Below are 19,828 nucleotides of genomic sequence, written 5' to 3'. Positions count from 1 at the left end.
TGTGTTTTTGGCATGGAATGCCGAGTTACTTTATCTGACTGGACGCCTGCGGGCGAAAAGAGTGTTCGATAGAGAATGTGTCAGGAGGAACGATTGAAACATAAGCAAAGTTGGGCGAGTGCGGTCTGCTGCTTTGTGCTCTTTATTGTGGTGTGTCTTTCATTAACGCTGAACGTGAAAGGGGCATTCAGAGCGGCAGGGCATCCTGAGGTCGGATTGTTGTTTTTTATCTTACCGGGTGCTGCAGCAAGCTTTTTTTCCCATCGTCGGGAAGTGCTCAAACCCCTGCTTGGTGCAATGTTGGCGGCGCCGTGCTGCCTGTTACTGATGCGGTTCGTTTTTATGCCGACGCGTTCATTGTGGCAAGAGCTGGCGTGGTTGTTTAGTGCGGTGTTTTGGTGCGCGCTTGGCGCATTATGTTTTTTATTTATCAGTAGCTTATTCAATCAGCATCAACGACGGAAAAAGAACTGATGACGCCCTCAAGGTGAGGGCGTAGAAACCGCTATCAGGCGAACAGATTCATGTTCTCTTTTGCCCAAGCTTCAAAATCCGTGCAGCCGCCGATGTGTTTTTGATCGACAAAAATCTGCGGAACGGTTTCAACTGGCTTACCTACCGTCTTTTCCAGATCTGCTTTGGTAATTCCTTCAGCATGGATATCAATGTAGCGGAAGTTAAAATCTTCATGCTCACTGCTTAATTTTTCTGCTAATTCTTTTGCGCGCACGCAATACGGGCACCCTGGGCGACCAAAAATAACGGCAAACATCTCTTTCTCCTCGAACTTATCAGGCCGGATGGCAATAATGGTTATGATGCCGCGATTTGTGACGGATGGAAAGCAGGTTCAGCCTGTTGCTTTGATATCCTCAAGCTATATCTGTTAAACACGGCAAGCCGGAACGTTTTATAATGGAAGCCATTTCGCCGGGAGGCCGCGTATGCGCACAATTGGTGTATTACCCAAAAGCGTATTGATGCTGGAAATAATTGGGATGGTTTTGTTATCGCTGGCGCTGCTATCGCTTAACGATTACCTCACCTTGCCCGCACCGCTTAACAGCCCGTTAGCCTGCGTGGTGATGATATTTCTGGGCGTACTGCTGATGCTCCCTGCTGCGGTGGCGTTGATGTGGCGTGTTGCTCAACTGCTGGCACCGCAACTGATGTCTCGCACACCCGGTGATTCAACTGATTCAGACAGAGACAAAAGAGATGACTCCAACCATTGATTTACTCCGCAGCCACCGTTCCATTCGCCATTTTACTGATGATGCCATTTCGGATGCACAGCGTGAGGCGATTATTGCCGCCGCTCAGGGAACGTCAAGCTCCAGTTTTCTACAGTGCACGACGATCGTTCGCATAACGGATAAATCCTTGCGTGAATCACTGGCTACCTTATCTGGCGGTCAAAAGCATGTGGCACAGGCCGCTGAGTTCTGGGTGTTTTGCGCTGATTTTAACCGTCATTTGCAGATTTGCCCTGACGCGCAACTTGGGCTGGCGGAACAGCTGCTGCTGGGTGTGGTTGATACTGCAATGATGGCGCAAAATGCATTGACGGCGGCAGAGTCGCTGGGACTTGGCGGCGTGTTTATTGGCGGTTTGCGTAACAATATTGAGCCGGTCACCGAACTGCTGAAGCTTCCGCAACATGTTCTGCTGCTCTTTGGATTGTGCCTCGGCTGGCCTGCGGATAACCCGGATATCAAGCCGCGCCTGCCCGCGTCGCTTGTGGTGCAAGAAAACCAATACCAGCCACTCAACAGTGATGTGTTGGCGCAATATGATGAGCAGCTCGCGCAGTACTATCTGACCCGAGGCAGCAATACCCGCCGCGACACCTGGAGCGATCATATTCGCCGTACCATCATTAAAGAAAGTCGCCCCTTTATCCTGGAATATTTGCATAAACAGGGATGGGCTACGCGCTAAAGATTTTAACCCAGTGTATGATACGCCAGCTTTTACCAGGTCATTCAGAGAGGTGCAGGGTGAAAATTGCCATTTTGTCCCGGGACGGAACGCTCTATTCTTGTAAACGCCTGCGTGAAGCGGCGATGCAGCGCGGTCACCTGGTTGAAGTTATCGATCCCCTTTCTTGCTATATGAACATCAGCCCGGCGGCATCCTCTATTCATTACAAGGGCCGTCAGCTTCCTCATTTCGATGCGGTGATCCCGCGGATTGGTTCCGCGATTACCTTTTATGGGACGGCGGCGCTGCGCCAGTTTGAGATGCTGGGTAGCTATCCGTTGAATGAATCGGTAGCGATTACGCGAGCGCGCGATAAGCTGCGTTCGCTACAGCTGCTGGCGCGTCAGGGAATTGATTTACCCATTACCGGAATTGCTCACTCTCCGGACGATACCAGCGACATGATTGACATGGTTGGCGGTGCGCCGTTGGTGGTGAAACTGGTTGAAGGCACCCAGGGTATTGGCGTGGTGCTGGCGGAAACGCGGCAGGCTGCAGAAAGCGTGGTAGATGCCTTTCGTGGGGTGAATGCCCATATCCTGGTTCAGGAATATATCAAAGAAGCGAAGGGTCGCGATATCCGCTGTTTCGTGGTGGGCGATGAAGTAGTGGCCGCCATTGAACGACGGGCTAAAGAGGGCGATTTTCGTTCTAATCTCCATCGCGGTGGGGTGGCGACTATTGCGAGTATCACGCCGCGCGAAAGAGAAATTGCGCTCAAAGCCGCCCGGACGATGGGCCTGGACGTTGCAGGCGTTGATATTCTGCGTGCTGATCGAGGGCCACTGGTCATGGAGGTCAACGCGTCTCCGGGGCTGGAAGGCGTGGAGAAAACCACCGGAATAGACATTGCCGCGAAAATGATCCAGTGGATCGAGCGCCATGCTACGCCTGAATTTTGTCTTAAAATCGGCGGCTAAGCGCAATATCGATTGCGATCGTGGTATGACACGCTCTTTTTGCGTAAGCTGTGCCGGTATTTTTTTCATCAATAGAGGTCGCACATTATTATGACATCACTGGTCGTTCCCACTCTGGATACGTTGCGTCAATGGCTCGACGACCTGGGCATGAGTTTTTTTGAATGCGATACCTGTCAGGCGCTGCACTTGCCACACATGCAGAATTTTGACGGCATCTTTGATGCAAAAGTTGATTTGGTCGATAACGTCATTCTGTTTTCTGCGATGGCGGAAGTCAGACCTTCTGCATTGCTGCCACTGGCAGCCGATCTGTCTGCGATCAATGCCAGTTCACTGACGGTGAAAGCTTTTCTGGATATGCAGGATGATAATCTGCCAAAGCTGGTGGTTTGCCAGTCTTTATCCGTTACGCCGGGCGTAACGTTTGAGCAGTTTGAATATTTTGTTCGCCAGAGCGAAGAGCAAATATCGATGGTGATCCTCGAAGCCGGAGCGCATCAGCTGTTATTTAATGCTGAAGAAGATGCGCAAAACAGCACCGCTGAAATTCATTTCCTCCATTAATTCTTCCTGAATCTGGACATATATCGCGCAGCCGCTGCCAGAGCGGTTGCGTATTGCCTGTTTTTATTCTGCATTTAACCTTTCATTAAAGAATTATTCACCTCGATTCAGCGCCTTCCGCTTTATGTCATAGACAATTCCTGCATAAAAAATTGATAAAAGACGTTTTTTAATCTGGGCTATATCCACAATTCCTGGCTAAAGTTATTCTTGCGAAGCTTACCAACGTCATCATTTAAACAACCCCTTGTGACCTGACCTGTGGCCACAATGTGTGTTGAATGCATCGGCGGATGCCAGCGAGCAACAGCGGCATGAGGAGAGGTCTCTCTTTTCATCGGTGCCGCATGAAAGAATATGCACGTTTCTTGCATATCATTAGAGTGTGACATTTTTGTTCGTTTGTTAACGAACTTTCAGAAGGAAAGAGATTATGACCGCCTTAAATAAAAAATGGTTATCAGGCCTGGTTGCGGGTGCTCTGATGGCCATCTCTGCCGGCACGCTCGCTGCTGAACAAAAAACGCTGCATATATATAACTGGTCTGATTATATCGCCCCGGACACGGTGGCTAATTTTGAAAAAGAGACCGGAATTAAAGTTATCTATGACGTATTTGATTCCAATGAAGTACTGGAAGGTAAGCTCATGGCTGGCAGCACCGGCTTTGATCTTGTCGTTCCTTCTGCCAGCTTCCTTGAGCGTCAACTGACTGCGGGCGTATTCCAGCCGCTGGATAAGAGCAAATTGCCGGGCTGGAAAAATCTTGATCCTGAACTGCTGAAGTTGGTGGGTAAACACGATCCGGACAACAAGTTCGCGATGCCGTATATGTGGGCTACGACCGGTATTGGCTATAACGTGGATAAAGTCAAAGCGGTGCTGGGGCCGGATGCGCCGGTTGATAGCTGGGATTTGATCCTCAAGCCAGAAAATCTGGAAAAACTCAAAAGCTGCGGCGTCTCTTTCCTCGATGCGCCCGAAGAGGTGTTTGCCACGGTGCTGAACTATTTGGGTAAAGACCCAAACAGTACCAAAGCGGATGATTACACCGGGCCAGCAACCGATCTGCTGTTGAAGCTGCGCCCAAATATTCGCTACTTCCACTCTTCGCAATATATCAACGACCTGGCAAACGGTGATACCTGCGTCGCGATTGGCTGGGCAGGGGACGTATGGCAAGCGGCAAACCGTGCGAAAGAAGCGAAAAATGGCGTCAATATCTCCTTCTCAATTCCTAAAGAAGGTGCAATGGCGTTCTTTGACGTATTCGCGATGCCTGCCGATGCGAAAAACAAAGATGAAGCCTATCAGTTCCTCAATTACCTGCTGCGCCCTGATGTGATTGCGCATATCTCCGACCACGTGTTTTATGCCAATGCCAACAAAGAAGCGACGGCTCTGGTCAGCCCTGAAGTTCGTGACAACCCGGGCATTTACCCGCCTGCGGATGTTCGCGCCAAGCTGTTCACACTGAAAGTACAGGATCCGAAGATCGATCGTGTACGTACCCGCGCATGGACGAAGGTAAAAAGCGGGAAATAAACCGATGTTTGGGACATGACCCGGCAGGATTTTTGCCTGCCGGGCAGCGTTGAGCCCGGACACATATAACCCGGCAATACGCACCTTTATGGTGCGTTATTTGCACCGTTTCTTTGTTTTATGCCGGAGAGCACCTGAGTGAATGATGCAACCCCACGCCCACAAGCGAAAATCCGCAAAGCGCTCACCCCGCTGCTTGAAATTCGCAATCTGACCAAGTCATTTGACGGTCAGCACGCCGTTGATGACGTCAATCTTACTATCTACAAAGGTGAAATATTTGCTCTGCTCGGCGCGTCCGGCTGTGGCAAATCGACTCTGCTACGGATGCTGGCGGGATTTGAACTGCCGACTACTGGGCAAATCATGCTTGATGGCGTCGATTTAGCGCATGTCCCGCCTTATCTGCGTCCGATTAATATGATGTTTCAGTCCTATGCTCTGTTTCCGCACATGACTGTCGAGCAGAACATTGCCTTTGGCCTCAAGCAGGACAAACTGCCGAAGGCTGAAATCGCCAGTCGGGTGAATGAGATGCTGGGACTCGTGCATATGCAGGAGTTCGCCAAACGCAAGCCGCATCAGCTTTCTGGCGGCCAGCGTCAGCGTGTGGCACTGGCGCGTAGTCTGGCGAAACGGCCAAAACTGCTGCTGCTGGATGAGCCGATGGGAGCGCTGGATAAAAAACTCCGAGACCGCATGCAACTGGAAGTGGTGGATATCCTTGAACGCGTCGGCGTGACCTGCGTGATGGTGACACACGATCAGGAAGAAGCCATGACGATGGCGGGCCGTATTGCGATCATGAACCGTGGCAAATTTGTCCAGATTGGCGAGCCGGAAGAGATCTATGAGCATCCGACTACGCGTTACAGCGCAGAGTTTATCGGTTCGGTAAACGTTTTTGAGGGACTGCTAAAAGAACGCCAGGAAGATGGTCTGGTGATTGAGTCTCCTGGTCTGGTGCATCCGCTGAAAGTGGACGCCGATGCTTCTGTTGTCGATAACGTCCCGGTGTATGTTGCGCTGCGTCCGGAAAAAATCATGCTCTGCGAAGCCCCTCCGCCAGAGGGTTATAACTTCGCGGTAGGCGAAGTGGTGCACATTGCCTATCTGGGTGATTTGTCGGTGTACCATGTACGTTTGAAAAGCGGCCAGATGCTTAGCGCTCAGCTACAAAATGAACATCGTTATCGTAAGGGATTACCAACCTGGGGTGACGAAGTTCGTTTGTGTTGGGATGCGGACAGCTGTGTGGTGTTGACGGTTTAAGGAGCGAAGATGAGTACACTTGAACCTCCAGCACGCGTGGATAAAGCGGGGCGATTCACGCTGTTTATGTCGCGGCTGCAAATGAAGCACGGGCGCAAGCTGGTGATCGCGCTGCCGTATGTGTGGCTATTGCTCCTGTTCCTGCTGCCGTTTCTGATCGTCTTCAAAATCAGTTTGGCTGAAATGGCGCGCGCTATTCCACCGTATACCGACCTCGTTTCATGGGCTGATGGTCAGCTCTCCATCACGCTCAACTTAGGAAATTTCCTGCAACTGACGGACGATCCGCTCTATTTTGATGCGTACCTGCAATCGTTGCAGGTGGCGGGAGTTTCGACTGTCTGTTGCCTGCTGCTGGGGTATCCGCTGGCATGGGCGGTCGCGCACAGCAAGCCCTCGACGCGCAATATTCTGTTGCTGCTGGTGATCCTGCCGTCCTGGACGTCGTTTTTGATTCGTGTTTACGCCTGGATGGGGATCCTGAAAAATAACGGCGTGTTGAACAACTTCCTGATGTGGCTGGGTGTTATCGACCAGCCGTTGACGATCCTGCACACCAATCTGGCGGTCTACATCGGTATTGTTTACGCCTATTTGCCCTTTATGGTGCTGCCGATTTATACCGCGCTGACCCGTATCGATTACTCGCTGGTGGAAGCGGCGCTGGATTTAGGTGCCCGGCCGCTTAAGACCTTCTTTAGCGTGATTGTGCCGTTGACCAAGGGTGGGATTATCGCCGGGTCAATGCTGGTATTTATTCCGGCTGTTGGCGAGTTTGTGATCCCGGAACTGTTGGGCGGACCGGATAGCATCATGATTGGCCGTGTGCTTTGGCAAGAGTTTTTCAATAACCGAGACTGGCCGGTGGCTTCTGCTGTCGCCATTATTATGCTGCTGCTACTGATTGTGCCGATCATGTGGTTCCACAAATATCAGCAAAAAAGCGTGGGGGAACACGGATGAATAACTTACCGGTCGTTCGCTCGCCGTGGCGTATTTTTATCCTGGTAGTGGGCTTTACCTTCCTGTACGCGCCGATGCTGATGTTGGTTATCTATTCGTTTAACAGCTCGAAGCTGGTGACGGTCTGGGCGGGGTGGTCAACACGTTGGTATGGCGAGCTTTTCCACGATAGCGCGATGATAAGCGCCGTCGGCATGAGTTTAACGATTGCTGCGGGTGCTGCGACGATGGCGGCAATCCTTGGCACCATCGCCGCCGTGGTAATGGTGCGCTTTGGTCGTTTTCGTGGTTCGAATGGTTTCGCTTTTATGATCACCGCGCCGCTGGTTATGCCAGATGTCATTACCGGTTTGTCGCTGCTGCTGCTGTTTGTAGCGTTGGCTCACGCCATCGGCTGGCCAGCGGATCGCGGTATGTTGACCATATGGCTGGCGCACGTCACTTTCTGTACGGCATATGTGGCGGTGGTGATTTCTTCACGTTTGCGCGAACTGGATCACTCCATTGAGGAAGCGGCGATGGATCTCGGCGCCACGCCGCTGAAGGTCTTTTTCGTCATCACCCTGCCGATGATTATGCCGGCGGTGATTTCCGGTTGGCTATTAGCCTTCACGCTGTCACTCGATGATCTGGTTATTGCCAGCTTTGTCTCTGGTCCTGGCGCCACAACGTTACCGATGCTGGTGTTCTCCAGCGTACGTATGGGGGTGAACCCGGAGATCAACGCGCTGGCGACGCTGATCCTTGGTGTGGTAGGAATTATCGGATTTATCGCGTGGTATCTGATGGCGCGAACAGAAAAACAACGGATCCGCGATATCCAACGTGCAAGACGCGGCTGAAAAAACTAAAATCTGCCAACCTGTCTATACGGCGCAGCTGTGGTGGTTGCGCCGTTTTCATGGAAGACGACGCGTTGGGATTTTTTAAGAAATCATCCACATCACATGCTCGCTTAAACGTCCCTGCTTTGGTGCAGGTGGCGGCGCTGGCTATTATCATGATCCGCTGTCTCGATCTGTTGATGATTTTTAATACGCTTGGGTTTCGTGGAACCAGTGAGTTTATTCATCGCAGTGTGCAGACCTGGAATTTGACGCTGGTGTTTCTGGGCAGTCTGGTGCTGCTATTTATCGAAATTTACTGCGCATTTTCGCTGGTAAAAGGACGGAACTGGGCACGCTGGATCTATCTGTTGACCCAGATTATCGCCAGCGTCTATCTGTGGGCGGCTTCGCTGGGCTACGGATATCCCGAACTGTTCAGCATTGCGGGGGAGTCCAGACGCGAAATCCTGCATACTCTGGTAATGCAAAAACTGCCGGATATGCTGGTATTGCTGCTGCTGTTTGTTCCTGCGTCCAGCAGGCGGTTCTTCCGTTTGCAATAACGTGTATAATCTTGGCCCCCGGTTAATTTGTAGGTCTTTGTATGCAGTGCGCACTATATGACGCCGAACGCTGCCGCTCCTGTCAGTGGATAACACAGCCTGTCGCCGATCAACTCTTCGAAAAAACAGCCGATCTGCAGAATCTGCTGGCCGAGTATCCGGTCGGAGAATGGTGCGCGCCGGTCAGTGGTCCGGAAAGCGCGTTTCGTAATAAAGCCAAAATGGTAGTCAGCGGCAGCGTGGAAAAACCGCTTCTGGGAATGCTGCATCGTGACGGTACGCCTGAGGATTTGTGCGACTGTCCGCTCTATCCTGAGTCTTTTGCGCCCGTATTTGCCGCGCTTAAGCCGTTTATCGCTCGGGCGGGGCTGACGCCCTATAACGTGGCGCGCAAACGCGGGGAGCTGAAATATCTGCTGTTAACGGAAAGCAGATTCGATGGCGGTATGATGCTGCGTTTTGTCCTGCGTTCTGACGCAAAACTGGCACAGCTGCGCGCGGCGCTACCCTGGTTGCAGGCACAACTCCCACAGTTAAAAGTGATCACTGCCAATATTCAGCCGGTGCATATGGCGATCATGGAAGGGGAGACAGAAATCTTCCTGACGGAACAACAGGCGCTGGCGGAACGCTTTAACGATGTGCCGTTGTGGATCCGCCCGCAGAGTTTCTTCCAGACCAATCCGGTGGTAGCGGGGCAATTATATGCCACGGCGCGTGACTGGGTGCGTCAGCTTCCGGTTAATCACATGTGGGATTTGTTTTGCGGCGTCGGGGGTTTTGGTCTGCACTGTGCTACACCGCAAATGAAACTGACGGGGATTGAAATCGCGCCAGAAGCGATTACCTGCGCGAAGCAGTCAGCGCAGGAGCTTGGGTTGCAGAATCTGCATTTTCAGGCGCTGGATTCAACCCAGTTTGCTACCGCTCAGGGCGAAGTACCTGACCTGGTGCTGGTGAATCCGCCGCGTCGCGGGATTGGAAAGCCGCTGTGCGATTTTCTCTCCCGCATGGCACCGCGTTATATCGTTTATTCCAGCTGTAATGCGCAAACCATGGCGAAGGATATTCGTGAGTTGCCCGGGTATCGCATTGAACGCGTCCAACTTTTCGATATGTTCCCACACACCGCGCACTATGAAGTGCTAACGCTGCTCAGCCGACAATAACTGCCATGCCTGATGGCGCTTCGCTTATCAGGCCTACGGAGATATTCAGGGCTGTAGCAATGTAGGCCGGATAAGGCGCTTGCGCCGCATCCGGCAAATGCAACATGCGAAAAAAAAGCCCGTACTTTCGTACGAGCTCTTCTTAAAATATGGCGGTGAGGCGGGGATTCGAACCCCGGATACGTTGCCGTATACACACTTTCCAGGCGTGCTCCTTCAGCCACTCGGACACCTCACCATATTGTATTGCTGCCTGACCGCTTGGGGGGCAACGGGGCGCTACTATAGGGAGTTGCGCTAAAACGGTCAAGCAGAATTTACGTGTTAACTCTCGTTTGGTTACGCAATATACATATTCCTCCGCCCAGGCAGGCGCGGAGGAAAGGATTAGCGCTGAGAGTCCAGTTTTTCGCCGCTGGTCACGACTTCCTGAGCTTTGCTGTAGCTTTCGATCAGCAACTGATAAGCCGGGAAGACTTTGGTATACACCTCCGCCCATTCGGCGGCGTCTTCACGGTTCCAAGTGCCCTGAATTTCAGAAGCGACTGCGGCGGTATCCATCGGCACGACGCCAGCCTGAACAACACGAGCCAGGGTGATTTCCTGCGCCATTTTGCTGTAAGTACCGGAAGCGTCGATCACAGCGAAAACCTTATAGCCTTCCGCAACCGCGCTGATAGCCGGGAAAGCCATGCACACGCTGGTAATTGTACCGGCGATAATCAGCGTTTTACGACCCGTTGCTTTGACCGCTTTCACGAAGTCTTCGTTATCCCAGGCGTTGATTTCGCCTTTACGCGCCACGTATTGGGCATGCGGCGCATTGGCGTGGATCTCAGGGATCAGCGGGCCGTTAGGTCCCTGCGGTACGGATGCCGTGGTAATCACCGGCATCTTCGCCAGAGTCGCCATTTTAGCCAGCGCGGCGGCACGCGCACGCAGTTCTGGCATTGGCATGTCGCCGACGGTCTGGAACAGCCCGCTCTGATGATCGATAAGCAGCATGACGGAATCATTCACATCGATGACCGGACGTGAACCATTAAAGTTTGCAGGACTGGACATATTCTTCTCCTTCGATTCAGATTTGGCCAAAGCGGCCGGTGTTAAAATCGCGTACGGCTTCAGCGATTTCTTGTTTCGTGTTCATTACAAACGGACCGTAACCTACAATCGGCTCGTTCAACGGTTCTCCAGAAAGCAGCAGCACGCTGGCGTCGCTGGAGGCTTCAATATGCAGCGTTTTCCCCTGCTGGCTCAGCACCACCAGTTGCGCTTCGCTGGCAGACGTAGTGCCGTTTACGGTGATATTCCCTTTCAATACCACCAGGGCAGTGCTCCATCCTTCCGGCTGGGACAACGTGAGCTGATGATTACGTTGCACACGCATATCCCAGACGTTCAGCGGCGAGAAGGTATGTGCCGGGCCTTTTGTATCCTGATAGCTGCCCGCAATCACACGAACGCTCCCTGCTTCATCTGACAGAGTGACAGTGGGGATCACATCGCTGCTGATGCCCTGGTAACCCGGAACGGCCATTTTGTCTTTTGCTGGCAGATTGACCCACAGCTGTACCATTTCCAGTTCGCCACCCTGACGGGTAAATTCAGGTGAATGGAACTCTTCGTGTAATATTCCTGCTCCTGCGGTCATCCACTGCACGTCACCGGGGCCGATAATGCCGCCGCGACCGGTTGAATCACGGTGTTCAACTTCGCCGCTGTAAACGATGGTCACCGTCTCAAAACCACGGTGAGGGTGTTCACCTACGCCGCGTTTTTCGTTACCCGGCGTAAACGTATGTGGGCCGGCGTAATCCAGCAGCAGGAACGGACTTAGCTGTTCAGCATGAGACTGGTAAGAAAACATCGAGCGAACCGGAAATCCATCGCCAACCCAGTGTGGGCGAGGTGCGGTGTAGACGCCTGTTACTTGTTTCATATGTGTCTCCTCTGTGGCGTTATCTTGATGTGAATAAGCTTATATTCATGACAGCGAGCTGAGTAGTAGCTAAAATAGTCCTCACTGTCTCATAAATAGGACAATTAGATGACAAAGCCGGATCTCAATGATTTTGCATGGTTTGTACATGTTGTAGAGGAAGGGGGATTCGCGGCGGCGGGTCGGGCGCTTGATGAACCGAAATCAAAACTAAGCCGACGGATAGCACAACTGGAAGAGACGCTGGGAGTTCGACTGATTCAGCGAACCACCCGCCAGTTTAACGTGACGGAAGTTGGGCAAACCTTTTACGAACACTGTAAGGCGATGCTGGTGGAAGCGCAGGCAGCGCAGGATGCGATTGCCGCGTTACAGGTTGAACCGCGTGGCGTGGTGAAGTTGACGTGTCCGGTCACGCTGCTGCATGTGCATATCGGGCCAATGCTTGCCCGTTTTATGGCGCGTTATCCTGACGTATCAGTGCAACTGGAGGCCACTAACCGCCGCGTGGACGTGGTTGGAGAGGGTTTGGACGTGGCGATTCGCGTCAGGCCCCGACCATTTGAGGATAGTGACCTGGTGATGCGTGTGCTGGCGGACAGGGGACATCGTTTGTATGCCAGCCCGCAGTTAATCGAGCAAATGGGAACGCTACATTCTCCGGCGGAGCTGACGCGTTGGCCGGGCCTGAGTCTGGCGACGGGTAAACATGTGCATCGTTGGGAGTTATTCGGGCCGCAGGGCGCACGTGCGGAGGTGCATTTCACGCCGCGTATGATCACCACCGATATGCTGGCGTTACGTGAAGCCGCAGTTGCCGGTGTGGGGGTAGTTCAACTTCCACAGCTGATGGTAAAAGATCAAGTAGCCGCGGGTGAACTGGTGGCATTGCTCGACGGCTGGGAACCGAAGCGAGAAATAATTCACGCAGTCTTTCCATCACGCAGGGGATTATTGCCGTCAGTACGCACATTAGTGGATTTCTTAACAGAAGAATATGCGCGGATGATTGAGGATTAAATACCTGACCTTGGCCCACAAAAAAGGCCGGTTAAACCGACCTTTTATTATCTGGACGCCATTCGGGCGTTAAAAACAATCAGCGACTACGGAAGACAATGCGGCCTTTGCTCAGGTCGTACGGGGTCAGCTCAACAGTCACTTTGTCGCCCGTCAGGATGCGGATATAGTTTTTACGCATTTTACCGGAGATGTGTGCAGTAACCACGTGACCGTTTTCTAACTCTACGCGGAACATGGTATTAGGTAACGTATCGAGAACGGTACCCTGCATTTCAATATTGTCTTCTTTGGCCATCTAATCCTCTGGGGTATCACTACCGTAATTTGAACCGGCAAGATAATGCCGAAGTTCTTTTAATAAGTAAAGATTTGTGCGTTTAAAACACAGCAAATCGGGTTTGGCGCATTACTCTAACCACACACGGCAAAGCCGCACTTAAAGCGCAACGTGTAAGGGAACGAGGAGATAAACGATAGGCGTTGCCTGACGCGAACTGTTCCTTAACGGCGGCGGGGTAATGGGCTAAACCAACTCTGCGCGACAATTATAACACCCCGACAAAAAATGTGCCGAAAACATTCACCTCTGAGGCGAAAATAACGTCCTGGGAACCCAGAAATGGCTCGGTAGCCGCTGCTGGCGCAGTCTGCTCAGGTGTTCAAGGTACTCCCGACGTGGGGTTTCGACGGCGCCCAGCGAAGCTGTGTGGCTATTTAATACCTGGCAGTCGATTAATTTTCCGCCCTGACGGATAAATTCAGCGCAAAAAACAAGCAGTGCGGTTTTGGACGCATTTTCCTGACGGCTGAACATTGATTCGCCACAAAATAGCGTACCTTGCGCCACGCCATACATACCGCCCACTAATTCATTTTGTCGCCATACTTCAATGGAGTGCGCATGGCCCAGCTCGTGCAGGCGATGGTAGGCGTCCACTACATCATGCGTTATCCAGGTGCCTTCTTCCCGGTCGTTCGCGCAGCCTTCAATCACCTGACCGAACGCGTAATTGAGCGTCACGCGATAAGGCGAGTTTTTATGAAAACGTTTCATGCTGCGGCTGAGATGAAATTTCTCGGGCCAAAGAATGGCGCGTGGATCGGGCGACCACCAAAGGATGGGGTCGCCAGGTGAAAACCACGGGAAAATTCCGCGCTGGTAGGCCATTAACAGTCGAGCTGGACTGAGATCGCCGCCAAGCGCCAACAAACCGTTAGGCTCGCGTAAAGCGCCTTCCGGTGAAGGGAAGGCTATAGAATGGCGGGACAATTGCACCAGGCGCATGACAGCGAAACTCCACTACGCGAGTTTGATCGTTCAATAATAGCTTACAGACGTTGCTTAAACTGGTAATAACGCCCCTGCCGGGCTAACAAATCTGCGTGATTACCTTGCTCAATAATGTGTCCGTTGTCCATCACTATTATTTGATCAAAACGTGACAAGCCGCGCAGACGATGTGTCACCATCAGTACGGTTTTATCGCGCATGACATCGCCAATTAATTCAAGCATTTGGCTTTCTGTTGTGGCATCAAGCCCTTCAGTCGGTTCATCCAGCAGCATCAGTGGGGCATCGTGCAATAAGGCGCGAGCGATAGCCAGACGACGGAGTTCGCCGCCAGAAAGCTGACGACCGCCTTCGCCTAACCAGGCATTGAGTCCATCACCCTCTAGCAGTTTGTCCAGACCGACGCGGCACAGCATTGCGGATAATGTGTCATCACTGGCGTGCGGTGCTGCCAGCAGCAGGTTATCGCGAAGCGTCGCGCTGAACAGGTGCACGCGCTGTGGCACGACGCTGATGCTCTGGCGCAGCGCGGCTTCACTGAGGGCTGAAATCGGCTGCTCATTAATCAGAATTTCGCCGTGCTGCGGATCCCATGCGCGGGTCAGCAATTGTAGTAACGTTGACTTACCGCAGCCGGTGCGACCGAGAATCGCAATGTGTTCACCGGGCTGAGCCTGCAGCGAAAGGGTGTCGAGTGCTTTTTGTGTTTGCCCCGGATAGCTGAATGAAACATCGTGTAGCGTGAGAGTGACCTGCTCAGAAACTGGAGAACCGGCATCCGGGAAGGTGACTTCTGGCTGTTGTTCGGTCAGTTCGGTGATGCGCAGCGCAGAGGCAATAACCTGTCCGAGATGCTGAAACGCCCCGGTGACGGGTGCCAAAGCTTCAAACGCGGCCAGCGCACAGAAGACAAACAGCGCGATCAGTGCGCCAGGCTGGGTATTGCCACCCACGCCGCCTGAGGCCATCCATAACATTACAACCACTGCCAGTGCGCCGACTAACAGCATGACCGCCTGTGATAGCGCCGTTAATTCAGACTGACGTCGTTGGGCTTCATGCCACTGCAACTCGGTGGCTTCCATTTGGGCGCGGTAACGTTCACTGGCGCCAAAGATGGTCAGTTCAGCCTGGCCCTGCAGCCAGGATGTTAACTGCTGACGATACTGCCCACGTAAATGCGTCAAGCTTTGCCCGGTGCTTTTACCTGCCTGATAAAAGAGTGGGGGTAGGATAAATAAGGTCAGCAGCATAATACCGCCGAGAGTGATAGCCAGCGTGAAATCGAGAACGCTTAGCCCCAGCGTGACCACCATGATGACGACAAAAGCGCCCACAAGCGGGGAGAGCACGCGCAAATAGAGATGATCGAGCGTGTCGACATCCGCCACCACGCGGTTAAGCAATTCACCTTGTCCATAACGGGACAGGCCAGCAGGGGAGAGCGGCAGCAGTTTGCTGAAGGTATAAATACGCAAATGTTGCAGCACGCGGAACGTCGCGTCGTGGCTGACCAGCCGCTCGAAATAGCGGCCCGCGGTTCGGGTGATTGCCGCACCGCGTACCCCAGCAGCAGGGAGCATATAGTTAAAACTGTAAATCCCAGTGACACCCACCACAGCAGAAGCCGACAGGAACCAGCCGGAAAGCGTCAGCAAACCAATACTTGCCAGCAGTGTGACGATCGCCAGAACGATCCCCAGGGTTAACATCCATTTGTGACGTTTATACAGCGTCAGATAAGGTAGCAAAGCGCGCATTTAAATGTCCTCCTGACGATGAGCCAGTAATGTCGCAAACGCCCCGTTGGCTGCGCTAAGTTCGGCATAAGTGCCTTGTTCAACGATCTGTCCGTCCTGCATCACCCAGATAACGTCCCAGTCGGCAAGATCTTCAAGTTGGTGTGTCACCATCAGCGTGGTCTGGCGGCGTGAAGCTGCTTTCAACGCCTGCATCACGCGTTGTTCGCTGTGTGCATCAAGGCTGGCGGCGGGCTCGTCAAGCAGCAACAACTGACATGGATTGAGTAAGGCGCGAGCCACGGCAACGCGCTGCGCTTGTCCGACAGAAAGTCGAGCAGCCTGATCGCCTACTGGTGTATCCACACCCTGTGGCAGAAGTGGTAAAAACTCACTGACCCAGGCGCTGTCGAGTGCGGCTTGCAGCTGTTCTTCGCTGGCATCGGGGCGAGCGAGCAGCACGTTATCGCGTAACGTGGCGGCAGGGAGCTGCGGATTTTGTCCAACCCAGGACAGCTGTTTGCGCCAGCAATCAGGCGACAGGTCGCGCAGCTCAAAGCCGTTAATCCGCAGCGATCCCTGATAAGAGAGAAAACCGGACAGGACATTGAGCAACGAACTTTTGCCGGAGCCGCTGCGGCCAACCAGCACCGCGCGTTGGCCCGCTGGCAGGGTAAAGTTGAGCGGACCTGCAAGCACTTTACCTTCCGGCGAGGTGATGACCAGATCTTCTGCTTCAATTGAAACTGCGTCTTTTGTAGTCAGCTCAATATCGCCACGCTCAGGATGTGCAAGCGGGGTTTCCATGAAGGTTTTCAGACTGTCTGCTGCACCAACGGCTTGTGCTTTGGCGTGATAAAACGTGCCCAGATCGCGCAGGGGTTGGAAAAATTCCGGCGCCAGAATGAGCGCCAGGAAGCCAGCTGCCAATGTGACGCCAGTCCCGTAGTGGCCAAAATCGAGTTCACCGAGGTAGGAAAAACCGAAGTAAACCGCGACCAGTGCGATGGACAGGGAGGTAAAGAACTCAAGGACACCGGATGACAGAAACGCCAGGCGCAGGACTTCCATGGTGCGCTGGCGGAAATCCTGTGACGCTGCGCGGATGCTTTCTGTTTCAGCTTCACCGCGGCCAAAGATTCTTAGCGTTTCCATGCCCCGCAGGCGATCGAGGAAATGGCCACTGAGGCGAGCAAGAGCCTGAAAGTTGCGGCGGTTAGCATCGGCTGCACCCATACCAACCATCGCCATAAATAACGGGATCAACGGGGCAGTTCCAAGCAGAATAAGGGCGGCTACCCAGTTTGACGGGAATACCGCCGCCACGATCAATAAAGGGACGCATACAGCCAGCGCCATTTGCGGCAGATAACGTGCATAGTAATCATGCATGTCATCAATCTGTTCCAGGATTAGCGTAGCCCAGCTCCCGGCTGGTTTGCCTTGTATCCAGGCGGGACCTGCTTGTTGCAGACGGTCAAGCACCTGGCGGCGAATCTCAAAGCGGATATGTTGGCCAGCATGAAACCCGACGCGTTCGCGTAACCAGACGACCCATGCCCGCAGGATGAAAATCAATACCAGCACAATGAAAGGGAGCAGAAGCGCCTCTCTGGGGATATTGTCCATGATCATATGGTCGAGAATTCGGGCCATGAGCCAGGCCTGAGCGACAATTAACAGGCCGCTCACGAACCCCAACAGGCGTGAAATGTTCAGCCATCGTTGGGAAATTACACTTTGCTGTTTTAACCAGCGGGTCAGCTCTTTTTGACGGGTTTTATTCATTGCACGCTTAGCAGGTGAGTTATTGGAATTTTTGGGCAGGACAATGTTACAACGAGGCAAAAATAAAGGCGACTTATAGTCGCCTTTTTTACTTTTGTTACTGATTTGTAAAACTTATTTGCAAGCGTCTGCCAGACCGTCGAGATAACGCTCTGCGTCAAGCGCAGCCATACAACCGGTGCCTGCTGAAGTGATCGCCTGGCGATAAATATGGTCCATCACATCACCGGCGGCGAATACACCCGGAATGCTGGTTTGGGTGGCGTTACCATGAATACCGGACTGAACTTTGATGTAGCCATTTTCCAGTTCAAGCTGACCGTCAAAAATGGCGGTATTCGGGCTGTGGCCGATAGCGACAAACAAGCCTGCAACGTCAAGTGACTCGACGTTGTCAGTGTTTTGCGTATCGCGCAGGCGCAGTCCGGTTACGCCCATTTGATCGCCGGTCACTTCTTCCAGTGTGCGGTGGGTATGCAGCACGATGTTGCCGTTTTCGACTTTATCCATCAAACGCTTGATCAGGATTTTCTCGGCGCGGAAGCTGTCGCGACGGTGAATCAAATGCACTTCAGATGCGATATTCGCCAGGTACAGCGCTTCTTCAACAGCGGTGTTGCCGCCGCCGATCACCGCAACTTTTTGGTTACGGTAGAAGAAACCGTCGCAGGTCGCGCAGGCGGAAACGCCACGGCCTTTGAAGGCTTCTTCTGAAGGCAGACCCAGGTAGCGTGCTGACGCACCGGTGGCGATGATCAGTGCGTCACAGGTGTATTCACCGCTGTCACCGGTCAGACGGAAAGGGCGGTTTTGCAGATCAACTTTGCTGATATGATCAAAAATAATTTCAGTTTCAAATTTGGTCGCATGTTCGTGCATGCGTTCCATCAGCAATGGGCCTGTGAGATCGTGCGGATCGCCAGGCCAGTTCTCCACTTCTGTTGTTGTGGTCAACTGACCACCTTTTTCCATACCGGTAATCAGTACCGGTTGCAGGTTCGCGCGTGCAGCGTAGACCGCAGCGGTATACCCCGCAGGGCCAGAGCCCAGAATAAGAAGTTTACTGTGTTTGGTTGCGCCCATGAGATCCCCATAGTTGTTAGCAGGCAATGAGCAGGATTGTAGGGAATTTACAGGCGTAAAAAAAGAGTATGGCGATTTTGTTAACAATATGTGTAATAGCGGGAACCGATGAACGGCAGAATTAGTCGTAATACTATAACGATTTCTACTTAAAATCGGTCAGTTATAAGGTGATAAAATGACGATTTTCCATCACTGCGAATGAATAACTGGCATGTTGTACTAAAAATCGATGTTTTGCTTTGACAATCCCCTGCTGTTTTGCGAAAACATTCAAGGAAGAAAAAAACTGTGTCATGTATGTGCTGCATAATCATGCATGTAGATACCATGTTTACCGTGTTAGCGAAATCTACGCATGGTGTGGACAGATGCCATTCGTGATGTCGATAGCCGCCGACAGGCAACGGTCTTCTCACCATAAACCCAGACATTGCGAACCGAAAATCCCTCTGGGTTGCGGTTTATTTTGATGGGTAGCGACTCTGAACAGTGATGTTGGTAGAGTCAGGCAGGAGTAGGGAAGGAATACAGAGAGACAATAATAATGGTAGATAGTAAGAAGCGCCCTGGCAAAGATCTCGACCGTATCGATCGTAACATTCTTAATGAGCTGCAAAAGGATGGGCGTATTTCTAACGTCGAGCTTTCTAAACGTGTGGGACTTTCACCAACGCCCTGCCTTGAGCGTGTGCGTCGGTTGGAAAGACAGGGTTTTATTCAGGGCTATACAGCGCTGTTAAACCCGCATTATCTGGATGCATCACTTCTGGTTTTTGTTGAGATTACTCTGAATCGTGGCGCCCCGGATGTGTTTGAACAATTTAACTCTGCAGTACAAAAACTTGAAGAAATTCAAGAGTGTCATTTGGTTTCCGGTGATTTCGACTATTTGCTGAAAACACGCGTACCGGATATGTCGGCATACCGTAAGCTGTTGGGGGAAACCCTGCTGCGTCTGCCTGGCGTGAATGACACACGTACTTATGTAGTAATGGAAGAAGTCAAACAGAGCAATCGTCTGGTAATTAAGACGCGCTAACACGGAACAGGTGCAAAATCGACGCAGTTTGATTACACTCCTGTTAATCCATACAGCAACAGTGCCGGGGCAACCCGGTGCTGTTGTCCGTTTTAGCATCGGGCAGGAAA

General features: G+C 52.4%; 21 protein-coding genes, 1 tRNA gene and 1 pseudogene. 13 read left to right on the top strand and 10 right to left on the bottom strand.

Features of this window, described 5'->3' with window-relative positions:
* The first annotated feature begins 93 nt into the window (after positions 1–93).
* Entirely contained in the window at positions 94–474 is a 381-nt protein-coding gene (locus GHC22_RS15565) for an inner membrane protein YbjM (protein WP_003035356.1), read from the top strand.
* Positions 475–508: 34 nt separating this feature from the next.
* On the opposite strand, the gene GHC22_RS15560 is transcribed toward GHC22_RS15565, so the two are convergent.
* Entirely contained in the window at positions 509–772 is a 264-nt protein-coding gene (locus GHC22_RS15560) for a GrxA family glutaredoxin (protein WP_008784241.1), read from the bottom strand.
* A gap of 172 nt (positions 773–944) precedes the next feature.
* Here GHC22_RS15560 and GHC22_RS15555 point away from each other — a divergent pair, with 172 nt between their 5' ends.
* The 10 genes from GHC22_RS15555 to rlmC all read left to right on the top strand — a co-directional run bounded on the left by GHC22_RS15555 (position 945) and on the right by rlmC (position 9,810).
* Positions 945–1,235: a DUF1418 family protein gene (locus GHC22_RS15555; protein WP_003831656.1), complete on the top strand. Its 291-nt coding sequence runs from the start codon at positions 945–947 to the stop codon at positions 1,233–1,235.
* The gene (gene nfsA / locus GHC22_RS15550; protein ID WP_153753436.1) at positions 1,219–1,941 is read left to right on the top strand and encodes a nitroreductase NfsA; all 723 of its coding nucleotides are present in this window, start codon (positions 1,219–1,221) and stop codon (positions 1,939–1,941) included. Before GHC22_RS15555 ends, nfsA begins: the two co-directional genes overlap by 17 nt.
* A gap of 59 nt (positions 1,942–2,000) precedes the next feature.
* Positions 2,001–2,903 (top strand): 30S ribosomal protein S6--L-glutamate ligase, encoded by a 903-nt coding sequence (gene rimK / locus GHC22_RS15545; RefSeq protein ID WP_003831660.1) that lies wholly within the window; start codon positions 2,001–2,003, stop codon positions 2,901–2,903.
* Positions 2,904–2,993: 90 nt separating this feature from the next.
* The gene (locus tag GHC22_RS15540) at positions 2,994–3,470 is read left to right on the top strand and encodes a YbjN domain-containing protein (RefSeq protein ID WP_100272709.1); all 477 of its coding nucleotides are present in this window, start codon (positions 2,994–2,996) and stop codon (positions 3,468–3,470) included.
* 433 nt (positions 3,471–3,903) lie between these two features.
* Positions 3,904–5,016, top strand: coding sequence for a spermidine/putrescine ABC transporter substrate-binding protein PotF (gene potF / locus GHC22_RS15535; protein ID WP_136391668.1), 1,113 nt, complete (start codon positions 3,904–3,906; stop codon positions 5,014–5,016).
* Between the two features lie 138 nt (positions 5,017–5,154).
* Positions 5,155–6,288, top strand: a complete 1,134-nt coding sequence (gene potG / locus GHC22_RS15530; RefSeq protein ID WP_003831665.1) for a putrescine ABC transporter ATP-binding subunit PotG — start codon at positions 5,155–5,157, stop codon at positions 6,286–6,288.
* Positions 6,289–6,297: 9 nt separating this feature from the next.
* Entirely contained in the window at positions 6,298–7,251 is a 954-nt protein-coding gene (gene potH, locus GHC22_RS15525) for a putrescine ABC transporter permease PotH (protein WP_043015734.1), read from the top strand.
* On the top strand, positions 7,248–8,093 hold the full coding sequence (gene potI / locus GHC22_RS15520; RefSeq protein ID WP_008784246.1) for a putrescine ABC transporter permease PotI: 846 nt from the start codon (positions 7,248–7,250) through the stop codon (positions 8,091–8,093). Before potH ends, potI begins: the two co-directional genes overlap by 4 nt.
* 59 nt (positions 8,094–8,152) lie before the next feature.
* A complete protein-coding gene (locus tag GHC22_RS15515; RefSeq protein WP_003035378.1) occupies positions 8,153–8,641 on the top strand; it encodes a YbjO family protein in 489 nt (162 codons plus the stop codon).
* A 41-nt stretch (positions 8,642–8,682) separates the two neighbouring features.
* A complete protein-coding gene (gene rlmC / locus GHC22_RS15510; protein WP_032942821.1) occupies positions 8,683–9,810 on the top strand; it encodes a 23S rRNA (uracil(747)-C(5))-methyltransferase RlmC in 1,128 nt (375 codons plus the stop codon).
* Positions 9,811–9,960: 150 nt separating this feature from the next.
* On the opposite strand, the gene GHC22_RS15505 is transcribed toward rlmC, so the two are convergent.
* The 3 genes from GHC22_RS15505 to GHC22_RS15495 all read right to left on the bottom strand — a co-directional run bounded on the left by GHC22_RS15505 (position 9,961) and on the right by GHC22_RS15495 (position 11,752).
* A tRNA-Ser gene (locus tag GHC22_RS15505) sits at positions 9,961–10,048 on the bottom strand.
* Between the two features lie 149 nt (positions 10,049–10,197).
* Positions 10,198–10,875, bottom strand: a complete 678-nt coding sequence (locus GHC22_RS15500) for an isochorismatase family protein (protein ID WP_003831673.1) — start codon at positions 10,873–10,875, stop codon at positions 10,198–10,200.
* A 16-nt stretch (positions 10,876–10,891) separates the two neighbouring features.
* Positions 10,892–11,752, bottom strand: a complete 861-nt coding sequence (locus GHC22_RS15495) for a pirin family protein (protein WP_153753434.1) — start codon at positions 11,750–11,752, stop codon at positions 10,892–10,894.
* A 108-nt stretch (positions 11,753–11,860) separates the two neighbouring features.
* Between GHC22_RS15495 and GHC22_RS15490 the strand changes: the two genes are divergently transcribed.
* Positions 11,861–12,772, top strand: coding sequence for a LysR family transcriptional regulator (locus GHC22_RS15490; protein WP_003831675.1), 912 nt, complete (start codon positions 11,861–11,863; stop codon positions 12,770–12,772).
* A 79-nt stretch (positions 12,773–12,851) separates the two neighbouring features.
* Here the strand turns inward: GHC22_RS15490 and infA are convergent, their stop codons facing one another.
* From infA to trxB, 6 genes and pseudogenes are all read right to left on the bottom strand, one after another.
* Positions 12,852–13,070, bottom strand: coding sequence for a translation initiation factor IF-1 (infA, locus tag GHC22_RS15485; RefSeq protein WP_002211347.1), 219 nt, complete (start codon positions 13,068–13,070; stop codon positions 12,852–12,854).
* A pseudogene (locus GHC22_RS15480) lies at positions 12,998–13,355 on the bottom strand (hypothetical protein). The gene infA and the pseudogene GHC22_RS15480 overlap by 73 nt, the downstream one beginning before the upstream one ends.
* A complete protein-coding gene (gene aat / locus GHC22_RS15475) occupies positions 13,356–14,060 on the bottom strand; it encodes a leucyl/phenylalanyl-tRNA--protein transferase (RefSeq protein ID WP_048235731.1) in 705 nt (234 codons plus the stop codon).
* Between the two features lie 44 nt (positions 14,061–14,104).
* Positions 14,105–15,826 (bottom strand): cysteine/glutathione ABC transporter ATP-binding protein/permease CydC, encoded by a 1,722-nt coding sequence (cydC, locus tag GHC22_RS15470; RefSeq protein WP_153753432.1) that lies wholly within the window; start codon positions 15,824–15,826, stop codon positions 14,105–14,107.
* Positions 15,827–17,593 (bottom strand): cysteine/glutathione ABC transporter permease/ATP-binding protein CydD, encoded by a 1,767-nt coding sequence (gene cydD, locus GHC22_RS15465; protein ID WP_003831887.1) that lies wholly within the window; start codon positions 17,591–17,593, stop codon positions 15,827–15,829.
* Between the two features lie 114 nt (positions 17,594–17,707).
* Positions 17,708–18,676: a thioredoxin-disulfide reductase gene (gene trxB, locus GHC22_RS15460; RefSeq protein WP_003831889.1), complete on the bottom strand. Its 969-nt coding sequence runs from the start codon at positions 18,674–18,676 to the stop codon at positions 17,708–17,710.
* Positions 18,677–19,223: 547 nt separating this feature from the next.
* On the opposite strand from trxB, the gene lrp reads away from it, so the two are divergent.
* A complete protein-coding gene (gene lrp, locus GHC22_RS15455) occupies positions 19,224–19,718 on the top strand; it encodes a leucine-responsive transcriptional regulator Lrp (protein WP_002439523.1) in 495 nt (164 codons plus the stop codon).
* Positions 19,719–19,828: the final 110 nt, after the last annotated feature.

It is taken from the genome of Citrobacter sp. H12-3-2 (assembly GCF_009649895.1).
Taxonomy (GTDB): Bacteria; Pseudomonadota; Gammaproteobacteria; order Enterobacterales; family Enterobacteriaceae; genus Citrobacter; species Citrobacter portucalensis.
The sequence above is the reverse complement of the archived record's forward strand: the minus strand, read 5'-3'. Positions and strand labels throughout refer to the sequence as shown.

What these genes read in the sequence shown, in the direction of transcription:
- GHC22_RS15560 (WP_008784241.1), bottom strand. Translation starts at nt 772, where the DNA reads ATGTTTGCCGTTATTTTTGGTCGCCCAGGGTGCCCGTATTGCGTGCGC.
- GHC22_RS15555 (WP_003831656.1), top strand. Translation starts at nt 945, where the DNA reads ATGCGCACAATTGGTGTATTACCCAAAAGCGTATTGATGCTGGAAATA.
- nfsA (WP_153753436.1), top strand. Translation starts at nt 1,219, where the DNA reads ATGACTCCAACCATTGATTTACTCCGCAGCCACCGTTCCATTCGCCAT.
- GHC22_RS15540 (WP_100272709.1), top strand. Translation starts at nt 2,994, where the DNA reads ATGACATCACTGGTCGTTCCCACTCTGGATACGTTGCGTCAATGGCTC.
- potF (WP_136391668.1), top strand. Translation starts at nt 3,904, where the DNA reads ATGACCGCCTTAAATAAAAAATGGTTATCAGGCCTGGTTGCGGGTGCT.
- potH (WP_043015734.1), top strand. Translation starts at nt 6,298, where the DNA reads ATGAGTACACTTGAACCTCCAGCACGCGTGGATAAAGCGGGGCGATTC.
- potI (WP_008784246.1), top strand. Translation starts at nt 7,248, where the DNA reads ATGAATAACTTACCGGTCGTTCGCTCGCCGTGGCGTATTTTTATCCTG.
- GHC22_RS15515 (WP_003035378.1), top strand. Translation starts at nt 8,153, where the DNA reads ATGGAAGACGACGCGTTGGGATTTTTTAAGAAATCATCCACATCACAT.
- rlmC (WP_032942821.1), top strand. Translation starts at nt 8,683, where the DNA reads ATGCAGTGCGCACTATATGACGCCGAACGCTGCCGCTCCTGTCAGTGG.
- GHC22_RS15500 (WP_003831673.1), bottom strand. Translation starts at nt 10,875, where the DNA reads ATGTCCAGTCCTGCAAACTTTAATGGTTCACGTCCGGTCATCGATGTG.
- GHC22_RS15495 (WP_153753434.1), bottom strand. Translation starts at nt 11,752, where the DNA reads ATGAAACAAGTAACAGGCGTCTACACCGCACCTCGCCCACACTGGGTT.
- GHC22_RS15490 (WP_003831675.1), top strand. Translation starts at nt 11,861, where the DNA reads ATGACAAAGCCGGATCTCAATGATTTTGCATGGTTTGTACATGTTGTA.
- infA (WP_002211347.1), bottom strand. Translation starts at nt 13,070, where the DNA reads ATGGCCAAAGAAGACAATATTGAAATGCAGGGTACCGTTCTCGATACG.
- aat (WP_048235731.1), bottom strand. Translation starts at nt 14,060, where the DNA reads ATGCGCCTGGTGCAATTGTCCCGCCATTCTATAGCCTTCCCTTCACCG.
- cydC (WP_153753432.1), bottom strand. Translation starts at nt 15,826, where the DNA reads ATGCGCGCTTTGCTACCTTATCTGACGCTGTATAAACGTCACAAATGG.
- cydD (WP_003831887.1), bottom strand. Translation starts at nt 17,593, where the DNA reads ATGAATAAAACCCGTCAAAAAGAGCTGACCCGCTGGTTAAAACAGCAA.
- trxB (WP_003831889.1), bottom strand. Translation starts at nt 18,676, where the DNA reads ATGGGCGCAACCAAACACAGTAAACTTCTTATTCTGGGCTCTGGCCCT.
- lrp (WP_002439523.1), top strand. Translation starts at nt 19,224, where the DNA reads ATGGTAGATAGTAAGAAGCGCCCTGGCAAAGATCTCGACCGTATCGAT.